Source organism: Pandoraea faecigallinarum (assembly GCF_001029105.3).
Taxonomy (GTDB): domain Bacteria; phylum Pseudomonadota; class Gammaproteobacteria; order Burkholderiales; family Burkholderiaceae; genus Pandoraea; species Pandoraea faecigallinarum.
In genome coordinates this window covers 2,749,629-2,772,275 of the sequence record NZ_CP011807.3, presented here as the reverse complement: position 1 = coordinate 2,772,275, position 22,647 = coordinate 2,749,629, and the positions used below count along the sequence as shown (strand labels likewise).

The following is a 22,647-nucleotide window of genomic DNA, read 5'->3' as shown; positions in this document are numbered from 1 at the left end:
ATATTTCACTTGATCTCACGTCGAAGGCCTCTCTAGAATGACCTCTTACGCGCATTGGGCGCCCGCCCACATCGAACATGTGATAGGGCGTCAGTCGCCCGTTCACTACCTGCGGATATTTCACGAGAGGGATGCCATGCTCAGACTTCTGTCGAAGTACTGGTGGTTGCTTGTGCTGCGCGGCGTATTGGCCGTGATCTTCGGGATTGCGGCCTTTGCGTTACCCGGCGCGACGATTGCGGTACTGGTGTTGTGTTTCGGCGCCTTTTCGTTCGTGGACGGCGTGTTCTCGCTCGGCGGCGCATGGAGTGCGCGCCAGGAGCATGCCGATTGGTGGCTGCCGTTGCTGCAAGGCATCGCGGGCATTGTCATCGGAGTCCTGACTTATCTCAACCCGGCGTTGACCGCCGTTGCGTTGCTTATCTACATCGTGGCCTGGAGCTTCGTCACCGGCGTGTTGCAGGTGGCCGCCGGTATCGCGTTGCGTCGCGAGGTCAAGGGCGAGTTGTGGGTGATTCTCTCGGGCGTGTTCAGCATTCTGTTTGCCATTTTCATCATGTGGCAGCCGGGTGCGGGCGCGCTTGCGCTCATCTGGGCCATCGGTTCGTGGGCCATCGTCTGGGGGGCGCTGCTCGTAGCAGCCGGTCTCAAACTGCGCGGCGCGGCGCACGGTCCGGCGCATGCGCCTTCGGGGCATCTCAGGTAGCGGCAGGCGTTATCGCGGGTCTCGCACGTTTCCCTTCGTCCGCACGGGGCCAGTTCGCCTCGATCGGCGTGCCGCCGCCCGGTGCCGACGGCTTCCCCCCGGCGATCTTCCGGTCGCCAGACGTCAGGAGTGTCAAATGGCTTTGAATCATACGCGTAACACCCTCGGTGAGAAGATCCGTATCGAATCGGTCAACCAGCTAAATCGCGGGCTGGTCAACGGCATCGACGTGCAGCGCCAGGCGAAGCAGGCGCACTGGAACGTGCATGGCCCGGGATTTATCGAGCTGCACCTTCTGTTCGACGAGGTCTACAACGCTGCCATCGAGTGGGCCGATCTGTGCGCGGAGCGTCTCGTGGCGTTGGGCGGTGTGGCCGATGGCCGAGCGCAGACCGTCGCTCAGAAAACGGAACTGCCGACGTACAAGAACGAGTTCAAGCGCGGTCTCGATCACGCCGCGGCGCTTGCCGAGGCGCTGGCGGCCTACGGCGAAATCATTCGCGGTCTGATCAATGATTCGGCGGAGATCGGCGACGCCACCACGTCCGACGTTTTCACCGAAATCTCGCGCGGTGTCGACGATCACCTGTGGAAGGTCGAAGCGCACCTGCGCGGCGAATAACCCATTCGGCGATGTGCGGGCCATCCGTTCGGATGGCCCACCCGGGCACGGCAAGACCGGTTTTTCGCTCGCCGGTAAGGGCCGAGCGATCGGCATCGCCGTCCTCCCGGTGACAACCCAGTCACCAGCGCGTGCGTCGCCCCGTGGTGACGCGCGCGCCCGCATGTCTCGCATTTCCCTTCCCCCGGAGTTGCCATGACCACCCGTAACCTGAGCCAGATGTTCCAGCCGAAATCGGTCGCCGTGATCGGTGCATCCAATCGCGAGCGGCGCGTGGGGACCACTGTGCTTCAGAACGTCGTCGATGGGGGCTTCAAAGGGGACGTCTATCCCGTCAATCCGAAGTATTCGACGCTTGCCGGTCTGAAGTGCTATCGCGGCATCGGCGATCTGCCTCAGGCGCCCGATCTCGCGGTGATCTGCACGCCGCCATCGACGGTGCCCGACCTCATCAAGGCGCTGGGCGAGCGCGGCACCCGGGCGGTCGTGGTGCTGACCTCCGGTCTTGCCCGCGAGAAAGACCGTCACGGCGTGACGTTGCAGGAACGCATGCTCAAGAACGCGAAGCCGCACGTTCTGCGCATTCTCGGGCCGAATTGCATTGGTTTGCTCAGTCCCGGCCTCGGCCTGAATGCGAGCTTCGCGCACATGGGCGCGCGCGCGGGCAAGCTCGCGTTCGTTTCCCAGTCGGGCGCGCTGACGACGGCTGTGCTCGACTGGGCCGGTGCACGCGAAATCGGCTTTTCGCATTTCGTCTCAATGGGCGACAGCGCCGACGTGGACTTCGGCGACATGCTCGACTACCTCGCGAGCGACCCCGGCACGGACGCCATTCTGATGTACATGGAGTCGATTCGCGATGCACGCAAGTTCATGTCCGCGGCCCGGGCGGCCGCGCGCAACAAGCCGGTGGTCGTCATCAAGTCGGGGCGCGTGCCCGAGGGAGCGCAGGCAGCGGCGTCGCATACGGGCGCGCTTGCCGGATCGGACGACGTGTACGACGCCGCGATCCGCCGCGCGGGGATGCTGCGCGTGGACACCACCGACGAACTGTTCGCCGCGGTCGAGACGTTGGCACGCCTGCGTCCGTTTGGCGGCGACAAGCTCTCGATCATGACCAATGGCGGCGGCGCGGGCGTGATGGCCACCGACGCGTTGGTCCTCGAAGGCGGCAAGCTTGCGCATCTGTCCGACAAGACACGTGAGGCGCTTGACGCCGCGTTGCCGAGAACGCTGGGCCGGGCGAATCCGGTGGACATCGGTGGCGACGCCGATCTTGAGCGCTATACGGCAACGCTCGCCGCCTTGTGCGAAGACCCGGAAACGGCGGCGGTGCTGTTCATTCAGGCACCGACGGCCGTCATGCCAAGTCTGGACGTGGCGAACGCGCTGGCAGCCTTGCCTAGGCCGCCGAAGAATGTTTTCACGTGCTGGCTGGGAGGCGACACCGCCGAGCGTGCACGGCGCGTTTGTCGCGAGGCGGGACTGCCCACCTACGACACGCCGGAGAATGCCGCGCGTGCTTTTCTCGAAGCCGTCAATTACCGGCGCAATCAGGCATTGCTGATGGAAACGCCCCCGTCGATCCCGCCGGGGTTCGCGCCCGATGTGGCCCGTGTTCGAGCCATCGTCGACAGCGCCATGCGCGAGGGGCGCGAACTGCTCACCGAGCCGGAGGCGAAGGGCGTGCTCTCGGCGTACGGCATTCCGGTGGTCGAGACACTCGTGGCCGACACGCCCGAACTGGCCGGGCAATTGGCCGCGGGCATCGGCTTTCCCGTCGCCGTCAAATTGGTTTCGCCCGACATCACGCATAAGTCGGATGTCGGAGGGGTCGTGCTGAATATCGAAACCGCGGAGCAGGCGGTCGAGTCGGCGCGTCAGATCCGCAAGCGCGCGCTGGCCGCGAAACCCGATGCCCGCGTGACGGGTTACGCCGTGCAACGAATGGCCAATGGCGCCGAGGCGTTCGAGCTGATCGTCGGCGTGGCGACCGACAGCGTCTTCGGGCCGGTGCTGTTGTTCGGACAGGGCGGCACCGCTGTCGAGGTCATCGCGGATCGCACCATCGGGCTGCCGCCGCTGAACCTGAATCTCGCACGCGACATGGTCGCGCGCGCCCGTGTGTCGAAACTGCTCGCGGGGTATCGCAACCGGCCCGCCGCCGATCATGAGGCCATCTACTTGACGTTGGTGAAGCTCTCGCAACTCGTGTGCGACGTGCCGGAGATCGCCGAACTCGACATCAACCCGCTGTTTGCCGACGCGCATGGCGTACTCGCTCTCGATGCCCGCATCGTGGCGCGCGCACCCGCATTGCCCGGGCATGGCCGCTTGTCGATCGCGCCTTATCCGCAGGAACTCGAGAGCACCGTGGATGCGGGTGGCAAGCCGGTGCGGGTGCGTCCTATCCGTCCGGAAGACGAGCCTGCCTATAACGCTTTTTTCCACACGCTCACGCCGGAAGATGTGCAGTTTCGCTACTTCGGTCTGATCAAGGAGTTGTCGCACTCGCAAATGGCACGGGTCACGCAGATCGACTACGACCGGGCCATGACTTTCGTCGCGACCGAGAAGGACGAGGCGGGCAATACCCGGCTGCTGGGCGTCGTGCAGGCGCTCGCCGATCCGGACAACACCGTGGCGGAGTTCGCTGTCACGGTCAGCCCGGCGGCGCAGGGGCGCGGGCTGGGGCGCGCGCTCATGGAGCACATCATCAGCTACAGCCGAAAGCGGGGCACTGGGGAACTCATCGGCTATGTGCTCTCGGCAAATACGCGTATGCTGACACTCGCCCGGCATCTGGGATTTGTCGACGACAAGGAAATGGAGGCGGGCATTCTTCATATCCGGCTGCCGCTGCAACAGGCGACGCAGGCGCGGGGGACACGCGGGGATTGACGGCCGGGGGCGACCTTGGCAGCCATGCCCGCTGTGCCCGCTGCGAGCAGGGCGCCCATGGGGCTGGCAGCCGCCTCGACTAGGACGACGCATGCTAGTGAACTGTGTGGCCTATGAGGATGGCCGCAAGATTGCCGATCTGCACCCCGACGAAATCTCGGACTACCTTGAACGTCCGCATTGTTTTGTCTGGGTGGCGCTCAAGGACCCGGGCCCGGGCGAACTCTCGCAGATGCAACATGAATTCGGCCTGCACGACCTCGCCGTCGAAGACGCGCAGCACGGTCATCAACGTCCGAAAATCGAACAGTACGGCGACTCGCTCTTCGCGGTGCTTCACGTGCTCAACAAAGACGACGCCGGAGATTTCTCCATTGGCGAAGTCGCGATCTTCGCCGGGCACAACTACGTGCTGTCGGTGCGCTCGAACGCTACGCAGGGGCTAGGGGCGGTGCGCGCCCGCGCGGAGAAGGAGCCGCATCTGCTGCGTCAGGGATCGATATTCGTTCTCTACGCGCTGATGGATGCCATCGTCGACAGTTACTTCCCTGTCTTCGACGATCTCGAAGCGCAGCTCGAAGCCATCGAGGAACAGATATTTACGCCGAATGCGCCGTCGAAGGGCCGCGCGATCATCGAGGACCTGTACCAGCTAAAGCGCAGGCTCATCACGCTGCAACATGCCTGTGTACCGCTCATGGAAGCCGTCAGCAAGTTGTTCGGGGCGATGGCGCCCAAGCTGTGCGGCGGCATGCAGGAGTATTTCCGGGACGTGTTCGATCACCTTCAGCGCATTACGAAAAACATCGATCTGCTGCGCGAAATGGTGACCACGGCGTTGTCCGTCAATCTCGGCATGATTTCGCTCTCGGAGAACGAAACGACCAAGCGCCTGGGGTCGTTCGCCGCACTGTTCGCCGTGCCGACGATGATCGCCGGTATCTACGGCATGAATTTCGCCGACATTCCCGAGTTGAAGTTTCAGTACGGCTATCCGCTGTGTCTCGCGGCGATGGTCGTCATCGATACGTTGCTATTCATGAAGTTCCGCAAGGCAGGGTGGCTCTGAGCGTGCGCGGGCGGGGCGGTGAGTACGGGCAATGGGAATCGAGTGTCCGGTCTCAAGCAAACCGAAGCCTAAAAGGGGGTACCTCGGTTGGGCGTGGGGGACATGCCCCGAAGCTTGTGTCGGGAGCATGACTCGAACGCTCGTCCCAAGGGCGTTGTTGCCCGGTGGCAACGCGCGTTCGACCCCCCATTTTTTCGCAGTGACCGGCGTCGAATAACTGTTCTAGAATGCGGCAACGCCGCGTCAGACGGTTGCCAAGGGTTGAGAACTACAACAAACCGTCAGGCAAATAGGGGTCAGATATTGAACGCACCACTCACGGGGATCCGCGTCATCGAGTTCTGTCGCGACGCGGCGGGCGCCTATTGCGGCATGCTGTTGGCCGACATGGGCGCCGACGTCATCATGGTCGACGATCCTGTCGACGACATCGCCAACGATAGCCGCAGCGTGCTCGGCGAAGCGGCGCAATCGGGCCTGCGGCGCAACAAGCGCTCCGTCGCCCTCGATTTGCTCACGCTGGAAGGCCGTAGTCTTGCGCACACGCTTGTGCGCGGGGCCGACGTCGTCATCGAATGTCTGCCGCCCGGTACGCTGGCGCGCGCAGGTCTCGGCTACGACGCGTTGTCAGCCGTCCAGCCGCATCTCGTCTACGTTTCGATTTCCGCATTCGGTCAGGATGGCCCCCGTTCGGCCACACAGCCCGGTGGTGTGCCCGCGCTTGAGGCGCTCAGAGGCATGCTCGGCGCGGCGTCGCATGGAGCCGAGCCGCCGCGCGATCTTCCGGTCGCGGATCTGGCTGCGGGACTTTATGCCGCGTTCTCGGTATCGGCGGCGCTGGTCGCGGCCAGGCAGCAGGGCGTTGGCGTGCACATCGATATCCCCATGCTCGGCGCAACGCTTGCGATTGCGGCGTTGCGTGCGGGTGACGCTGGCGCAGAAGCCGCGCAACGCGCCGGACTCGTACCGGTGGCGGCGATGGCGGCGCATGAAGGCGCTCAAGCGCAGGCGAACGTGGTGGCCGCTGCACGTCAGCGGCACTCGCGGGCAGCGGCGGGCGATCATGCCAGGGTGTCGCCGCTGGCTGCACCGTTGCCAGGCAATGGCGATGCTGCCGCCGACTTCTTGGGGGACGCGGAGGCGGACGGCGCCGGGAAGCGTTTCGGCGGCTCGTCGGCACCCTGGCCGACGTTCCGCGCCCGCGATGGATACTTCGGCATGGACCTCGACGCTCAGGCTCACTGGGAAGCGATTTGCGCGCTGGTGCACCGCGTCGACCTCCTCGACGACTCCCGGTTCGGCAATGCTCGCGAGCGGGCACGCCATCAGACCGCGTTGCGCGATGTCCTCGAAGCCGTGTTTGCACTGGAAGATCGCGGCGTGTGGCTTGCGCGGCTTTTGGCGGTGGGCGTGCCGTGCACGGAAATCAGCACGTATTCGCGCGTGCTGGCCGATCCACAGGTTGCCCATATGGGATGGGTCCGTCCGATGACGCTGCCGAGCGGCGAGACCACGCATACGATCGTCTCGCCGGTCCGGCTCAATGGACAAACGCCCGTCACGCGCCTCGATCCGCCTGCGCCGGGGGCTCATACGGGCGACATTCTGGCTGAACTCGATGCGAAAGAGCGCGCGGGCGCACCCCTCGCCGGACGCTCGTCAGCCTAGCATCAACGGGGGTATCCCTCGTTTTCAGATCACGCGGCGTCTTGAGCGCCGCTTTTCATTTTGAGGCGGCTTCTCGCGTGTGGCTGTCGTTCCTTTTCGTTCCGCCTAGTTCCGCTCCGTTCCGCTTCGTTCCGCTTCGTTCCGGTACATCAGCGCCACGGTGTGACTTCACCGCTGGCGGCGTTTCGCCCTTTTCCTGTGACGATCCTGTCTATATAATTCAACGTCATAAGCATATGAAAAATAGTGATTTGGCTTGACTGCCGGATCGCTCCTGCCGGATTTCGCCCATGTTTCCCGATCTCTCGAGTGTTTCTCCGACGGCCGCCTTACTTGGCGCTGCCGTCGGTCTCGTTTTGGGATTGACTGGCGCCGGTGGCGGGATTTTCGCGGTCCCGGCGCTGGTATTCGGACTGGGATGGGGGGTGCCGCAGGCGGGGCCCGTGGCCTTGCTGGCCGTAGGCGCAAGTGCGGCGGTCGGCAGTGCGCAAGGACTGCGCGCCGGGATCGTGCGCTATCGCGCGGCGTTGCTCATGGCGGGCATCGGCGTTTGCCTCGCGCCGCTGGGTAGCTGGATGGCGCATCGGTTGCCCGAGCGGTGGCTCGTCGGGCTTTTCGCCGCGGCGATGCTCATCGTTGCGGCGCGCATGTACCGCGCCTCGCGCGGCGCCTGTGGGAAGGGGCGTGGCATGGGGGCGAACCCGGGCGATACGTCGTCGCCCCCAGCACCGCTATCGTCGACATCGCTGCCGTTGCCCCCATGCCGCATGGATCCGTCCACGGGACGCTTGCGCTGGACGCGGCGCGTTGCGGGCACGCTCAGTGTGATCGGCGCCGTGTCGGGATTCGCTTCGGGATTGCTCGGCGTCGGAGGCGGGTTCGTCATCGTGCCCGCGCTGCGGCGATTTACCGACATCACGGTGCATGGCGTCGTCGCGACATCGCTTTTCGTGATTGCGCTGATCTCTGCCGGGACCGTGGCGAACGCATGGTGGCACGGCATGCATCCGGGAGCGCAAGGCTGGACGTTCGTTGCCGGGGCCGTTGTGGGAATGTTGCTCGGTCGCGCCCTCGCGCCGCGATTGGCGGCCTCGCGGCTTCAACAGCTTTTCTCCACGCTGATGGCGGCCGTCGCGCTGGGCATGTTGGTTAAAGCGTTCGGTGTCTGAGTTTTTGTCGACGCGCTTCCTGTGGCCAATTGCGCCGTAATCCGCCGCCGTTCGTCAGCGCGCTGAAAAGCGAATCCGCCGCAATACGTACTCCCCAAACGCATATCCCTCGATATTCGCAACGTCTTTCGAGTGAAGTTTTGCGTTGACGAAACTCGCGCATCGTTCGGCGCCTGCGCCGAAGTCCGCACTTCTGTCGTCTTTCAAATGAATCTTTTCTTCACATCGCTGTCCATCAGAACGCTGCATGCGCGTTGATGCTACGTTATTTGAGGTATTTCCGCATCGAATTGTCGTAAGGCGCGTTTGGTGCGCAAATTGCGAACGGTAATCCTCCTAATTTGGACTAGGATGTTTCCTATAAAGAGTTCCAAAACGGTAGGGTTTTGTAGATTTATCCTATATTTCCGCTGGTCGTAAAAACGACGCGTAACGTTTGACTGTCACGCGGCGAAACGACTGGTAATGGACCAGATGACCCCAACACACGTTGACTCTTTCCTGCCCAGTTCGTCCCGTCGCCTGCGTTTCAGGCAAGTGATAGGGCGGCGCGCCGTGACGGCACTGATAAGTCTGAGCGGCGTGCTGACCATGGCGCTGCTCGCGGGATGCAGCGAATACAAGGCGTCCACGGCGAGCGCGACTGGCCTCGCTTTCGAATCGGGGAGCGAGGGGGCGTCGGCGGCGCCGATGGAGCCTCCGGTTGCGTCACCGCGAGAAGTCGAAACGCGAATGCGGCCGGTGGCGGCAGCAGTGAAGATGAGTGGAACGCCGCAGGTCGGCATCGTCGTGAGTGGAACGTATCGATGGATGGCGGACTGGCCCGAGACCGAAAGCGTGCATCTGTGGGAGGCAGCCGCCGGACCGACGCGTATTCGTGTGGTCGGTCGAGCGCGGGAAATGATGCCGTCGGCAGGGTTGCGCGGTGTTCGCATTCGTTACTGTGTCAAGCCGGCCATCGGCGAGGGCACATCCCGGTTGACAGGGCACAAGACGTGCTCGGCGTGGACCACCGTCGACGGCCCCGGAGCGGGCGATACCGTCGGCAGCGCCGGATAGCGCAGGCAGCGGGGCGAGGCCGCGAGCGGCCTGTGCGCCGGACTGTCGGGTCCCGCATCGTCGCCCAGCAGCAATGCGGTCACGTCCGAGTGACCAACGCGTGCGTCCCCAGGACGCACATTCCTCTTTTGGGAAGCCATGACGCGTAGACACGGCGAAGGATCGCGCGCGCCCACGGCTGACTTCTTTTAAAAGGATCCTGCAAATGATGGTAAAGATTCTGATTGCCGACGATCACCCGATCGTGGCCTCGACGCTGCGTGAAATGCTTTCCCCGGACCCGGGTTTTCACGTTCTGCCTCCCGTTTCCAATTCGACGGAATTGTTCAAGGCGCTCGAGACGAATTCGGTCGACGTCCTGATCACCGACTACTGCATGCCGGGCGGGGCGTTCGGCGACGGCCTCGTCATGATCAACCGGGTTCGGCGCAAGTACCCCGACGTGAAGATCATCGTGTTCACCTCGATCGAACAGCCCGCGATCATTCATGCACTGGACAGTTGCGGTGTGCTGGGCGTGATGACGAAGTCCGACGATCTGCGTGAGATCACGGTGTGCGTGGAGCGTTGCCGTCGCGGCATGAGCTACCGCGGCGGGCGTGCGGAACAGATCCTGGAAGAACAGATGCGTCGCAAGCCGACGGCCCGGCGTCCGCTTTCGCCCAAGGAAATGGAAGTGCTGCGCATGTATCTCGATGGCCAGAACGTGTCGCAGATTGCGGGCGCGCTCAAGCGTTCGGCCAAGACGATCAACAATCAGAAGCGTATGGCGATGTGCAAGCTGGGTTGCAGAACCGATATGGAACTGTTCAAGCTGCATGTCTCAAGTCCGGTCCAGTTCTCGCGTGAGGGCGACGCCGAAGCGCCGAGTGCCGCCTGAGTCCGCCGCGTTCACCGACGTTGGAGTCTATGCCCGCCAGAACGATGACGCGTGACATCGCAATTGCAGGCCGCCTGCTTCGCATTGGCGGCCTGCTTGCACTGCTTTTCGGGTTGTCGGTCTGGGTGGCGGCGGTCTCGTACGCGCTCTTCGGCACCCTGTGGCAAAGCGGGCAGAAGACGGAATCGTTCTTCGCCGCTGTCGGGCGGGAAATTCGCGACCTCGAAATCTTCAACGAACAGGCCCGCGCCATGGCGCAGGCCACCCAGGCCAGTTCGGCGCGTCCCGGCGGTGCCACGCAGGCGCTGACCGACCGGATCCTCAAGCCGCTCATCTCGATGCCGGTTGGCACGGCCCGGCGCATTGGCGGTATCGGTTGGGACAGCGAGTTCGAGATCGTCAAACTCGCGGACATCCCGGAAGCGCGCGCAGCATTGCTGGCGCGTCTGACCTTGCGGCTCATGGTGCTCGACGCCAATTTCTGGAGCCCGCTAGACGCACAGGACGAAACCTTCATCATTTCCGCCGACGGCGCTTTCGCGACGTATCGGCCCGCCATTGGCCGGGAGGCCTTCAGCCCTGCGGATCTGGCTCGCGACACGCAGGCGATGCTCGCGGAGATCAACAAGGTCGAGCGGTATCACGCCCGCGTTCGAGGCAACAGCGAAGGGCCGTTCTGGACGTACAACTACAAACATCCCGTCACGCATCTGAAAACCGTATCGAGCTTCGTGCCGATCCGCGATCTGAACGGGCATCTCGTGCTCTATGTGGGCACCAGCATGTCCCCTGAGATGATCGTGCCGCCGCGCATGCGCCATCTGGAACGCACCGGCGAAGCCCTTCAGTTGATCTCGGAAGACGGGCTCGTCATCGCAAGCGCCGGTCTTCCCCTGTCGTCGTTAGGCCATCTGCGCACGCTTGTGACGTTGCCGCTGTTCGGTGGCGCGCAGATGACGCTGCGCTCCGACGGTCAGCGCCTGGTGTTCGAGCGACGGCTGGCGTCCACGCCGTGGTTCGTGCGGTATGCGGTGCGCCCGGCGCAATTATTGCGCGAAAACGCCACGTTGCTGCTTGGCTCCACGTTGTTGCTGGTGTTGTATGCCGCTGGCGTGTACGCCGGCATGCGCTATATGCGTCAGCGCATCATCGAGCCCGCCCGCCAACGTACGACCGCGCTGCTTGAGCGCGACGCCTTCACGCAGACGCTCATCGAGACCGCGCCCGTCGGCATGGCGATCATCGATCCGTTCGAGCCGGCCGTGGTCATGAGCAATCCGGCCTATGCGGGCACTGTCGATCTGTTGCGGCACCTTGGCGACGGCGAACTGACGCGCATGTATCGGCAACTGCATAGCGGCGTGGTCGCGCGTCCGGTGCGTCGCCTGCTCAGCGCGCTCGACGACGCCGGCGAGCGTCACTACGCGGTGAGTTTCGTCGATACGGTGTTTCGCGAGCAACCGGTGCTGATCGGCACGCTGTCCGATGTGACCGAGCAACGCCGGTTCGAGTTGGAGCAACGCAAGGCGCGTCTGGCCGCGGAGAGTGCGAATCGCGCCAAGGACGTATTCCTCACGACGGTCAGTCACGAGATGCGTACGCCGCTGTACGGCACGCTGGCGTCGCTCGAATTGCTCAGTGCACAGAACCTCGGCGACGACCACCGATACTACGTCGACGTGATGGAGAGTTCGACGCGAAACCTGCTCGACCTCATCAACGATCTGCTCGACTACTCGCGCATTCAGGTCGGACGCTTCGAATTGAATTCCCGCGATTGCTCGTTGCTCAAGGAACTGGAAGCGGTCGGTTTGTCGTTCACGGGACGCGCACGGTTGCAGGGACTGACGCTCGACTGGATGATCGACCCGCAGCTTGCGCGCGCGGTACATACCGACGCGCTGCGACTTGGGCAGGTCGTGACCAATCTGGTCGGCAATGCCATCAAGTTCACCGAAAAGGGACATGTCGCGTTCAGCGCGATGGTCGTGCGTGCCGACATGCAGGGCTGCGACGTGACCTTCACGGTGAGCGACAGCGGTGTCGGCATTGCGGCGTCCGATCTGGCCGACCTGTTCCGTCCGTTCGGCAAGAGCACGACGGAGCCGGGCATGCAGCACGGCACGGGGTTGGGGCTGGCCATTTCACACCAGTTCGTCGGCATGCTAGGTGGCGTGTTGACGGTCGACAGCGAGGAGGGGCAGGGTACGACGATGCGCTTCACGCTCCATCTGCCGTGGGCGCCCGACAGCGAGCCAGCGCAGATTCCGGAGTCGCATGACACGTTTGCCTATGTCAGCGCGATGGAGCGGCGCCATTGGTATCTCGATGCGCTGATTCGCCGCGCCGGTTTCAACCCCGTAAGGTACGAAGACGCCGTGTCCTGGTCCACCGGGCCGGGACGCGAGCGCGACGCCGGCCTGTTGATGTTTGCCGACGAGTGGCCGGTGCGTGGCATGGCGGGCGCGGAAGTCTACTTGCTGCGTGCGACGCCGGTCGATCGTCCGGCAGGCAGTGCACCGGCATGGCCACGCGACGTTGCGCTGCTCCAGCAAGCGGAACTGTGGGATGCGCTGGGCTCGACTCCCCGCCCGGGACTGGCGGCCAACGGCGGACTGCCGGTACCCGGTACGGCGAGCGCGCAGGCGCGGGTGAGGCCGCTCGCCGGTTGGTATGTCCTGGTGGCGGACGATCATCCAATCAGCGGCATGCTGCTATCCCGGCAGTTGGAAGGGCTCGGTGCGATGGTCGATTGCTATCACGATCCGCGTGAAGCGCTCGATGCCTTCGATGCGGAGTCGCACATGCTCGTGATCACCGACGCCAACATGCCGCATATCTCCGGCCACGCGCTGGCAACGCAGATCAAGGCACGGGCGCCTCACGTGCCGGTCGTGGTGGCGACGGCCGACGTCACACTGCGCAACGACCGGGAAGCGAAGTCGCCGTACGACGCGGTCGTGTACAAGCCGGTGGACGCGCGCTCCCTGCTGCGTGTGATCGAACTGGTTCGGGCGCGCTACCCGTCGCTGTGCGTCGAGATCGCGCCGTTGCCCGCGCCATCGCGCCCGGGTGAGGACGAGCCCAAGCCCGCGCCGGAAAGCGCCTCGCCGAAGGACTGGCGCCTGCCGCTCTCCGACATGCTCGATACGTTCGTCAAGATCGCCGATCAGGACATCGCAAATTGCCGCACTGCCTTGGCCGAGGTATCGCGCGAGACGCTTCGTCACTCCGCCCACCGATTGCGCGGCGGTTTCATGGCGTTCGGACTGCATTCGCTCGCTTCGCTGGCGGCGCAGGTCGAGCATCTCGCGCCGCAGGCCTCCGTTGATCAGATGGAAGCCGCGTTCGACGCCCTCGACACCGCGTGGAACGACTGGCTGCGTGCGCAAGGACACGCCATCGCGAGCGATGCGTAATATTGGGGGAGGGTGGCACGTCTCGTGTGTTGCCGTCCCGGCACGGTCGATCTACTCGACGAAGTGTTCCGAAATCAATTGACGCAGCCATTGGTTACCGGCGTCCTGATGGTATCGCCGGTGCCAGAACACATTGGTTTGCAGGGCGGGCAGACGCAACGGCGGCTTGACGAAGCGCAGGCCGAACGGTGCAGCGGCACGTTCGGCAAACTTCTGCGGGACGGTGACAACGAGGTCGTTCGTGCTGACGACGTATGGCACGGCGATGAAATGCGGCACCCAGTAATTCGCATCTGCCCCGAAACCGGCCTGTGCGAGCAACTGGTTGACGCGCGCGTAGGGATTGTCGCCGGTGGCAACGAACAGGTGGCGTGCCGCCTTGAACTCCGCGAGCCCGGCACCCGGCGTGTCGAGCGCATGCCCGATGCGGTACATGCTCACATATTGCTGACGAAACAGCCGCCGCTGGAAGAATGGCCCCGTCAGATCGTCAAATGCGCCCACGGCGAGATCGATTCGCCCGGCGGCCATCGCCTCTTTCAGATCGGGCAACGTGGCCCGAACCGTGCTGATACGCACGCCCGGTGCCAGTTGCGTGCACAGGTCGATCAGAGCAGGCATGAAGTACACCTCACCCACATCCGTCATCGCCAGCGTAAATTCACGTTGGCTGCTGGCCGGGTCGAACGCCTCACGGTGATTGATGGCCCGGGAAATGCCAGCCAGTGCGGCAGACACGGGCTCGGCCAGCGCCTCGGCGAACGGCGTGGGCTGCATGCCGGTGCTCGTTCGCGTGAAAAGCTCGTCTTCGAACGTCTGCCGCAAACGCGCCAGCCCGTTGCTCACCGCGGGTTGCGACAGCCCCAGCTCGCGTGCCGCCTGAGAGATGCTGCGGTGCGTAAGGACAGCATGAAAGACGACGAGCAGATTCAGATCGACATCACGTAAGGAAATCATGGCGTAGCCAGTGCCGCGAATCACGGATGAGTTATTCGCGTTGTGAATATAGTGGATTTATCTATTTATATCGCAAAATGTAGTCGCTTGGCGGACAATGTTTGCATTCGAAATCAGGAGACGAGGCCACTTATGCGCCAAGCAGCTCAAATTCAGGGGGAACTGGGCTATCTGTCCGGTTTTACCAACGAGTTCGCGACCGAGGCGTTGCCCGGCGCGCTGCCCATTGGTCAGAACTCGCCGCAACGCGCCCCTTACGGCCTGTACGCGGAACAACTCTCCGGCACGGCATTTACGGCGCCGCGCGGTCACAACCGCCGTTCGTGGGTCTACCGCATCCGTCCGGCGGCCATGCACAAGCCGTTCACGTCGCTTGAGAACACCCGCTGGTTGAGTCGCTTCGACGAAGTTCCTACACCACCGAATCAGATGCGCTGGGATCCGCTGCCGATGCCGGACACCCCGACCGATTTCGTCGACGGCATGGTCACGATGGCGGGCAACGGCGGTCCCGATGCCGGTCACGGTTGCGGTATCCACGTCTACGCCGCCAACAAGTCGATGGAGGGCCGTTTCTTCTACAACGCCGACGGCGAACTGCTGGTTGTGCCGCAAGAAGGGCGCCTGCGCATTTCGACCGAATTCGGTGTTCTCGAAGTCGCGCCGTACGAGATTGCCGTGCTGCCGCGTGGTGTGCGTTTTCGCGTGACGCTGCCCGACGGCCGTGCGCGCGGTTACGTGTGCGAGAACTACGGCGCATTGTTCCGGCTGCCGGACCTCGGCCCGATCGGCTCGAACGGTCTGGCCAATCCGCGTGACTTTCTCACGCCGGTCGCCGCCTATGAAGACGTCGAAGGCGATTTCGAACTGGTCGCCAGGTTCGGCGGGGCAATGTGGCGCGCCGACATCGGCCATTCGCCGCTGGACGTCGTTGCCTGGCATGGCAACTACGCACCTTACAAGTACGACTTGCGTCACTTCAACACGATCGGCTCGATCAGCTACGATCATCCGGACCCGTCGATCTTCCTGGTGCTTCAGTCGCAGAGCAACACACCAGGCGTGGACGACATCGACTTCGTGATTTTCCCGCCGCGTTGGCTGGCAATGGAAAACTCGTTCCGCCCGCCCTGGTTCCACCGCAACATCGCCAGCGAGTTCATGGGCCTGATCCACGGCGTGTACGACGCCAAGGCCGAAGGGTTCGTGCCGGGCGGCGCGAGCCTGCACAACTGCATGTCGGGTCACGGCCCCGACGCGGATACGTTCGAGAAGGCCTCCGCGGCCGACACGAGCAAGCCGCATAAGGTCGACGCCACGATGGCCTTCATGTTTGAAACACCCGCCGTCATTCGTCCAACGCGTTTCGCGCTGCAGACCAAGCAGTTGCAGGACAACTACTACACGTGCTGGCAGGGCCTGAAGAAGCATTTCAACCCGAACCGGAAGTAAGCGGCATCGCGCCACGATAGCCCTCATCAAGACGGCCGGCCCGGCGCGCCTGTTGCGCACGGTCGGCCGAAGCGTTACCTCGAACAAGGAATTCCACATGTCTGCTCTTCCGCAAAGCTGGGTCGCGTCCGCCAACACCGGTGTGACGGATTTCCCGCTGCAAAACCTGCCGTACGGGGTGTTCAGCACACAAGCCCAACCGGTGCCCCGCGTTGGCGTCGCCATTGGCGATCAGGTGCTCGATCTCGCGGCGCTTGAAGCGGCCGGCGTGCTCAAGGCCGGTGAAACCCCGGTGTTTGCCCAGGCGTCCATCAACGCGTTTGTCGCACTCGGCAGCACCGCATGGCGTGTCACGCGTGCGCGCCTGACGTCGCTGCTGGCCACCGACGGCGATGCCTCGCTGCGCGAAAATGCCGCGCTCAAGGCGCAAGCATTGGTGCCGCTCGCGCAGGCCACGTTGCATCTGCCGGTCGACGTGCCGGGCTATACCGATTTCTATTCGTCGAAAGAGCACGCGACCAACGTGGGCAGCATGTTCCGTGACCCGGCGAACGCGCTTCTGCCGAACTGGCTCGAAATCCCCATCGGGTACAACGGACGTGCCAGCTCGGTGGTGGTGAGCGGCACGCCGCTGCATCGTCCGAACGGCCAGATCAAGCTGCCGGACCAGGCACGTCCGATCTTCGACGGTTGCCGAAAACTCGACTTCGAGCTCGAAACGGGCTTCATCGTCGGCCGCAACACCGCGCTGGGCGAATCGCTGAGCGTGGAAGACGCCGAAGCGGCGATCTTCGGCATGGTGGTGCTCAACGACTGGTCCGCACGCGATTTGCAGCAATGGGAATACGTGCCGCTCGGCCCGTTCAACGCCAAGACGTTCGGCACGTCCATTTCGCCCTGGGTCGTGACGATGGAGGCTCTGGAACCGTTCCGCGTTGCCGGTCCGGAGCAAAGCCCGGAGCCGCTCCCGTACCTGCAACAGCAAGGCAAGCACGCGTTCGACATCGAACTCGAAGTCCTGCTCCAGGCCGAGGGCGATGCCGAGCCGACGTCCATCTGCCGCACCAACTTCCGTCACATGTACTGGAGCATGGCGCAGCAATTCGCCCATCACACCGTGTCGGGTTGCAACGTGCGCGTCGGCGACCTGATGGGCTCGGGCACGATCAGCGGCCCGACGCCGGATTCGTTCGGCAGCCTGCTCGAACTGACATGGAACGGCAAGAACCCGATTACCCTTGCCAGCGGCGCAAAGCGCACGTTCATCGAAGACGGCGATACCGTCGTGATGGCAGGCTGGTGCCAGGGCGACGGCTACCGTGTCGGCTTCGGCGAGGTGTCGGGCAAGATACTCCCCGCGAAAGCGCGCTAGGCGACTGGCAGGGAGCGTGGACGTTGACTGGACGGTCCGCTGAGCGGATCGCTAAGCCGGACAACTCGATGCCACATTGATCGCCGCAGCGTTTGCTACGCGCCGTACCGGTTCGCCGGTCGGCGCGTTTGTTTTGGGCGGCGCAATCACGACGTTGCACATATCCGGAGGCAGACCGCTGACGGCTGGCAGGCGCTGCCACCATGGATTGACGCGTGAGACCAGAAGGCTCGCAGTGACGCGGCAACGCGTGGGCGTGTAGGCCAGTTCGTTAGCTACGCGCCTGAGCAGCGGCGGGGCACCAAGTTGTGCGCGGCGTGGCACGCGTAACGAGCGCGCGGGGCGCCGCGGGTTGCCGGGCGAAGAGGAGGAGGCTACGGAAGGCGCGGTAGGGGGCGCTACGGCGGTTGTGGCGGTTGCTGAGGTTGTGGCGGCTGTGGCGGTTGTAGCGGTTGTGGCGGCTGCGGCGGTGGAATGGAGGGACGGGGACGAACTCGGGGAAGTGGCCGGCACGGGATTGTCTCCTGCAAAGGTGTGGGTACGGGAGACATTTAGCCACGTCATGGCGGCGTGCGACAGGTGAAGCAATCCGAAAAATGGGTACGGGGCGCGTGACGAACGCACCCCGCGGACTCACGTGCGGACACGACACCCGGCACCGTCTTAACCGGGCTTTTGGGCGTCCGGTGCGGCCGATGCCAGCGTCTTGCGTTCGGCGTCCGTAGCGCCGTCCGGCAACGCGGTTTCCGGGCTCGCTCCCGCGCCCGAGGACCCGAGCGGCGCACCGCTGGGCGCCGTGGCCGGTCGGTTCAGCCCCTCGTTGATCCACGCCATCAGCAACGTATAGGTCACTGCCAGAATCACGGGGCCGACGAACAGGCCGACGATGCCGAAGGTCAGCATGCCGCCCAGCACGCCGGCCAGAATCAGCGTCATCGGCAAGTCGGCGCCGCGCCGAATGAGCATCGGGCGCATGATGTTGTCCAGCATGCCGATGAAGACCGAGAGGATCAGCAACAGGGTGGCGAGCGTCGGACTGTCTTGCCAGTAAAGCCATGCCACACTGCCCAGCAGCACCGGAAACGGTCCGATCTGTGCGATGCAGAGCACGAGCATCAAAGCCGTCAGGAAGCCCGAGAGCGGTACGCCGGTCAGCCAAAGACCGAGGCCGCCGAGCAGCGACTGGGTGACAGCCGTGACGACGATCCCGAGGGCGACGGCGCGGATCGACATGCCGGCCAGTCGCACCGACTCCTCGCCACGATCGCCGCCGAGGCGGCGTGCTATCCGGATCAGCGCCCGCGCGGCACGCTCGCCCTGCATGAAGAGAATGCCGGAAATGATGAGCGTAAGGCCGAGGTGGACCACCAGCAGGCCGATCGAGCCGAGCTTGGCGAATCCCCACGACGCCGCCTTGACGGCGTACGGCTGGACTTTCGCGACCAGACCGCCGGGGCCGGCGGCAGCCAGCGCTTGCCACTCGTCGCTCGCGCGCTGACCGACCACCGGAATGCGTGCGAGCCAGTCGGGCGGCATCGGCAGGCCGTGCTGACCGAACGAGTGCACCTGATCGCTGATGTCGGTGGCATGCCCGATCAGCGTGCCAACCGCCGCCGACAGCGGGGCGACGACGATAATCAGCATGCCGATGATCATGATCGTGGTGGCGAGCCACCGTTTGCCCCACAGACGACGTTGCAGGCCGATGAGCATCGGCCAGGTGGAGGCGACGATGGTCACGGCCCAGATGAAGGCCGGCAGGAACGGCAACAGCACCCATAATGTGCCGACGATCAGCAGTCCGAGGACCAGCACGATCAGCAGATTACGGGCCAGTTCGCTCGGGGTGGTGGTAAGCATAGGCGCTCCGGCAGGCAGGGGGCGACGCGTCGTGCGATGCGCCCGGCAGGGTTGTCATGCGCAACGAACGCGCTTGGAGAGCAAGATGCCATGCCGGGGCAGTCACGGCAAGTGGGCGCAACACTTCGTCACAAAGGTGTTTGTTCGACGTCGGCGTCCGACGCATCCTCCCGGGCCTGCGGCGATGCCTGACGGCAAATGCCCGAAGGCGCGACGAACGTTCCCTTTTTTCGCCCCTGCGGTGCATCGGCCGGACGCGTTCGGTCGATCTCGTTGCCGGTGTCGCTAGCCCCGGACGCACTGTCCGTATCGTCCATGGGCAGGAAGACGGAATCGTCGCCCGACGTGTCACCGCAGGTCTGTGCGAAAGTGTCCCCCGAAGCGTCCTCCGGCCTCTCTCCCAACATCTCCCCCGACACTTTCGAACTGCGCATGCGTCCATCCGCGAGCGGGTATGTGTTTCGATCCAGGCGGGAAGGGCTGTCCGGGCTGTCGGGGCTGTCGGGCATATCGGTGTGCGACCCTGCCGACGAGAGTCCCGAATCGCCCTGTGAGGTGACGGTGGCCGTGCTGATTTTCGGGCGTCCGCGCCGACGCGTGTATGCCGTGGCAATAGCGTCGTGCCTCGTCGAAATGCCCTGCATCGACACGAACGTTGCGATCAGACCGTAAAGCACGCTCAGGACAGCTTGTGTGTGCCAGTCGACAGCGGTGCTCACGCCCGGCGCGAATTCCGATGCCGGCGTCGTCGTGTTCCCGGGCACGCCGATCGTCAAATCGGGCTCGCCCTCACCGCCTTCTCCGCCCTCACCGCCATCGAGACGTGTGGCCGCGCCATGGAACGTCGAAAGAAAGTAGAACCCGAGCGACAGCGTCAGCCAGATGGCTTTCGGCGCGCCCGATTGCAACAGTCCGGTGAAATGCGTCAGGAACGCGCGCCGGAACGGCGGGGGCGGTTCGCGCGGCATGTCGTCGCTCATCTTGCTGATCAGATCGGCGAACCGATCCTGAAGCAACGGTTCGAGTCGCGCGTTTTCCGGCGCGATGGCGATGCGATCGACCATCGGTCCGAGAAATGCGCCGGGTATCGGGCATAGCAGTATTTCCAGACACGCATGAATGGTGCTGCCGAAGCGATGGGCCATGATGCCCGGCAGTGCGGCGGACAATCCCGCCTCCAGCCCGACACGCGCGAGGTTCCGTACGACACCGTAGCAAAACACGAAACCCGCGACATGGGCAGCGATGTCGCGCACCGGGTTGCGCAGCATCGTGTTGACGGACTCCAGCGCCTGCGTCGGCGTCAATGGGGCGAGCCGGCTCGCCCACGCCGGATGCATCGCCTGAAATCGGGCCATGCCGATCAGATTGATCAACACCACGCCCAGCGCTTCGACCGGCGGCCACATCATCGACCATCGTCGCGCGGGATCGGTCGTGTCTGCCAGGGTCGAGAGCGCGGCGGCGCCCAGCGCAAAGGGCAGCGCGTCGCGCTCAAGGCCGATGCGCATCGCGCGCCACGACACACCCGGATGCTCATGGCGAACGAGCGCATCGAATCGTTGGCGGACCGTGTCGACGTCAAGACCGCGCTGCGCCAGAAGCTGGGCTTCGATGCGAAGGTGAGGCAGCAAGTCGTTGAACCACGCAGGTGTGCCGGCCATCGTTTGCGCCCGCGCCGGCTGACGGGCCGCATGGGCGAGGTGTGCTGCGTGCGCGGGGGCGTCGGTGCGCGGCGCGCCGACACGATGCGCGCGTTCGAAACGACGCAGCGCCGGGACGGCGATCTCGTCGCGAAGCATCGAATAGATCTGTTCGGCGGCGTTGGGCGTGTCCTTCAAGTGCAGCGGGCAGGGCGAGGTTCGCGATGACGTGCCGCGGTGTGATGGCACGTTCGCTGCGCCCCGCGCCATGCGCACCAGTTCATGGCGGCGTTCACGGGGAATCGGCTGTGCGACGGCATGCCGGGGTGTCATTCGGCCATGCCCTCGCACTACCGCAGCTTGCTGCGCCCGGGCGAAGTCGCCGACGAGATTGAATGGTGACCCGGTCGTCGCGTCCGCAAGCGGAAGCTCGATGGTCAAACCATGACTGCGGGGAAAGGCGGGGGCAGCACAAGCGAAGTCCTGAGGCATGTCGTCGATGGACGGCCGGGCACGCGCGGTTGCGTTTGCCTGTGCCGCGCACCGCCCGCACCGCCGCTTTGCAGGAGAAAGGAAGTGGGCGATGCTACCTTCATCCCTGCGTGGCGACGACGCCCGGACAGGCGTTTAAAAACGTTCATTCGCGTTCCTGCGTAGCGGTAGTGGTGTCTTGCCAGTTACCGAATGGCAGCCTTCACCCAAAGTCGTTGCGGCGATCACTCCGGCACGACCATGACCCCCGCGCGCAGACCATTGGCAACGTTCGGATTGGGAAATACGATGCGTTCTTCCGAATGTGACACGGTGTACGTGTTTTCGCCGTCACGAGCGAGTACGGTGCCTGCGGGATACGGCGTGAAGTTCGGCGTATCGTCGGGCACATCGAGTACAAATGCATCGGTGCGCCTGACGATCTCCGCGGCGACGCGAAAGCGTTTCGGGCGGAGTCTTCGCCCGTCGTCGCGCGCGGCCATTTCGCCGCCCGAGAGCCAGCGGCGCAGCGCGGCGTCGATGCCGGCAAAGTCTTCGAGGCGATTGCCGCCGAACGGCGCCACCTTGCCAAGCTCCAGCGTGCAACTCTGCGCACCGAACCGTGCACAGGTGTAGTACGAAAACGTGACGGACGGTTGCTCCGTGCGCATCGTCGCTTCGATATCGGCGGCAGCGAGCGCCTCGAACCACGCGTCGCCCGGCGGATGCTCCGGCGTGCCGGGAACGACGGCGAAGCGCTGGAACAGCGAGGCACGGATGGCCGTGTGCATGTCCACGTGACGGCGCACACGACGCACGCCGTCCACGCCTGCGAAGAACTGCGCCACGATCACTTCGAGTTCGCGTGCGCGTTGCACCGCGGGCGACTCGGCATGCTTTGCGTGCGCGCCGTGGAACAACCGGTTCAGGTCGTAGTGCAGATACCGTTTGCCGGCGCGCACGGCATCCGGATTGCCCAGCACGACGAGCACGCGCTCGCGCAACGTCAGCCGAGCGTCGGCGATGTCGCGCAATATGCCGTCGACGATTTCGATGGGAGCGGTCTCATCGCCGTGAATGCCGCACGAGAGAATCGCGTCATAGCGATGGCCGATCTTTGCGTCCGGCGCTTTCGGATCTCGAGGCACGCCTTTTGCGTGGCGTGCGGCTCCCTCGTCATTCGTGTCGCTTGTGTCGTACCTGTCGGTCGTGCCGCCGACCTCGACGGGCGCCAACTCCAGCACGCCCTCGGCATGCCGTCGCCAGTGCACGCCACAAGGGTCGATGCCCTCGTCCTCGGAAGGGGCGCGCGACTCGCGCACGTCGCTGAGCCAATGGCGTAGTGCCGAACGATGGGCGTCGGTCATGATAGGGAATCTCCGGAAACTCAATTCCGTAT

15 protein-coding genes are annotated in these 22,647 nt (G+C 64.3%); 11 read left to right on the top strand and 4 right to left on the bottom strand.

Going from position 1 to position 22,647, the window contains the following annotated elements; translation table 11 throughout:
* The first annotated feature begins 136 nt into the window (after nt 1-136).
* The 9 genes from AB870_RS12115 to AB870_RS12075 all read left to right on the top strand — a co-directional run bounded on the left by AB870_RS12115 (nt 137) and on the right by AB870_RS12075 (nt 13,493).
* Complete coding sequence (locus tag AB870_RS12115; RefSeq protein WP_047904911.1) at nt 137-706, top strand: HdeD family acid-resistance protein; 570 nt, start codon at nt 137-139, stop codon at nt 704-706.
* A 136-nt stretch (nt 707-842) separates the two neighbouring features.
* Nucleotides 843-1,328, top strand: coding sequence for a DNA starvation/stationary phase protection protein Dps (gene dps, locus AB870_RS12110; protein ID WP_047904910.1), 486 nt, complete (start codon nt 843-845; stop codon nt 1,326-1,328).
* A 195-nt stretch (nt 1,329-1,523) separates the two neighbouring features.
* A complete protein-coding gene (locus tag AB870_RS12105) occupies nt 1,524-4,229 on the top strand; it encodes a bifunctional acetate--CoA ligase family protein/GNAT family N-acetyltransferase (RefSeq protein ID WP_047904909.1) in 2,706 nt (901 codons plus the stop codon).
* A 91-nt stretch (nt 4,230-4,320) separates the two neighbouring features.
* On the top strand, nt 4,321-5,298 hold the full coding sequence (gene corA / locus AB870_RS12100) for a magnesium/cobalt transporter CorA (RefSeq protein WP_047904908.1): 978 nt from the start codon (nt 4,321-4,323) through the stop codon (nt 5,296-5,298).
* 303 nt (nt 5,299-5,601) lie between these two features.
* Nucleotides 5,602-6,966, top strand: coding sequence for a CaiB/BaiF CoA transferase family protein (locus AB870_RS12095; RefSeq protein ID WP_053059338.1), 1,365 nt, complete (start codon nt 5,602-5,604; stop codon nt 6,964-6,966).
* 290 nt (nt 6,967-7,256) lie between these two features.
* The gene (locus AB870_RS12090) at nt 7,257-8,135 is read left to right on the top strand and encodes a sulfite exporter TauE/SafE family protein (RefSeq protein ID WP_047904906.1); all 879 of its coding nucleotides are present in this window, start codon (nt 7,257-7,259) and stop codon (nt 8,133-8,135) included.
* Between the two features lie 555 nt (nt 8,136-8,690).
* Entirely contained in the window at nt 8,691-9,194 is a 504-nt protein-coding gene (locus AB870_RS12085) for a hypothetical protein (protein ID WP_047904905.1), read from the top strand.
* Nucleotides 9,195-9,399: 205 nt separating this feature from the next.
* Complete coding sequence (locus AB870_RS12080; protein WP_047904904.1) at nt 9,400-10,074, top strand: response regulator; 675 nt, start codon at nt 9,400-9,402, stop codon at nt 10,072-10,074.
* A 44-nt stretch (nt 10,075-10,118) separates the two neighbouring features.
* A complete protein-coding gene (locus AB870_RS12075; RefSeq protein ID WP_047904903.1) occupies nt 10,119-13,493 on the top strand; it encodes a hybrid sensor histidine kinase/response regulator in 3,375 nt (1,124 codons plus the stop codon).
* Nucleotides 13,494-13,544: 51 nt separating this feature from the next.
* Here the strand turns inward: AB870_RS12075 and AB870_RS12070 are convergent, their stop codons facing one another.
* Nucleotides 13,545-14,450 (bottom strand): LysR family transcriptional regulator, encoded by a 906-nt coding sequence (locus AB870_RS12070; RefSeq protein ID WP_047904902.1) that lies wholly within the window; start codon nt 14,448-14,450, stop codon nt 13,545-13,547.
* A gap of 132 nt (nt 14,451-14,582) precedes the next feature.
* Here AB870_RS12070 and hmgA point away from each other — a divergent pair, with 132 nt between their 5' ends.
* Nucleotides 14,583-15,902: a homogentisate 1,2-dioxygenase gene (gene hmgA / locus AB870_RS12065; protein WP_047904901.1), complete on the top strand. Its 1,320-nt coding sequence runs from the start codon at nt 14,583-14,585 to the stop codon at nt 15,900-15,902.
* Between the two features lie 97 nt (nt 15,903-15,999).
* Nucleotides 16,000-17,274, top strand: a complete 1,275-nt coding sequence (gene fahA / locus AB870_RS12060) for a fumarylacetoacetase (RefSeq protein WP_047904900.1) — start codon at nt 16,000-16,002, stop codon at nt 17,272-17,274.
* Between the two features lie 663 nt (nt 17,275-17,937).
* On the opposite strand, the gene ydiK is transcribed toward fahA, so the two are convergent.
* The 3 genes from ydiK to astE all read right to left on the bottom strand — a co-directional run bounded on the left by ydiK (nt 17,938) and on the right by astE (nt 22,615).
* Nucleotides 17,938-19,134: an AI-2E family transporter YdiK gene (ydiK, locus tag AB870_RS12050; RefSeq protein ID WP_047904898.1), complete on the bottom strand. Its 1,197-nt coding sequence runs from the start codon at nt 19,132-19,134 to the stop codon at nt 17,938-17,940.
* A 128-nt stretch (nt 19,135-19,262) separates the two neighbouring features.
* Entirely contained in the window at nt 19,263-21,218 is a 1,956-nt protein-coding gene (locus AB870_RS12045; protein WP_157112303.1) for a hypothetical protein, read from the bottom strand.
* Nucleotides 21,219-21,493: 275 nt separating this feature from the next.
* Nucleotides 21,494-22,615: a succinylglutamate desuccinylase gene (astE, locus tag AB870_RS12040; protein ID WP_053059336.1), complete on the bottom strand. Its 1,122-nt coding sequence runs from the start codon at nt 22,613-22,615 to the stop codon at nt 21,494-21,496.
* Nucleotides 22,616-22,647: the final 32 nt, after the last annotated feature.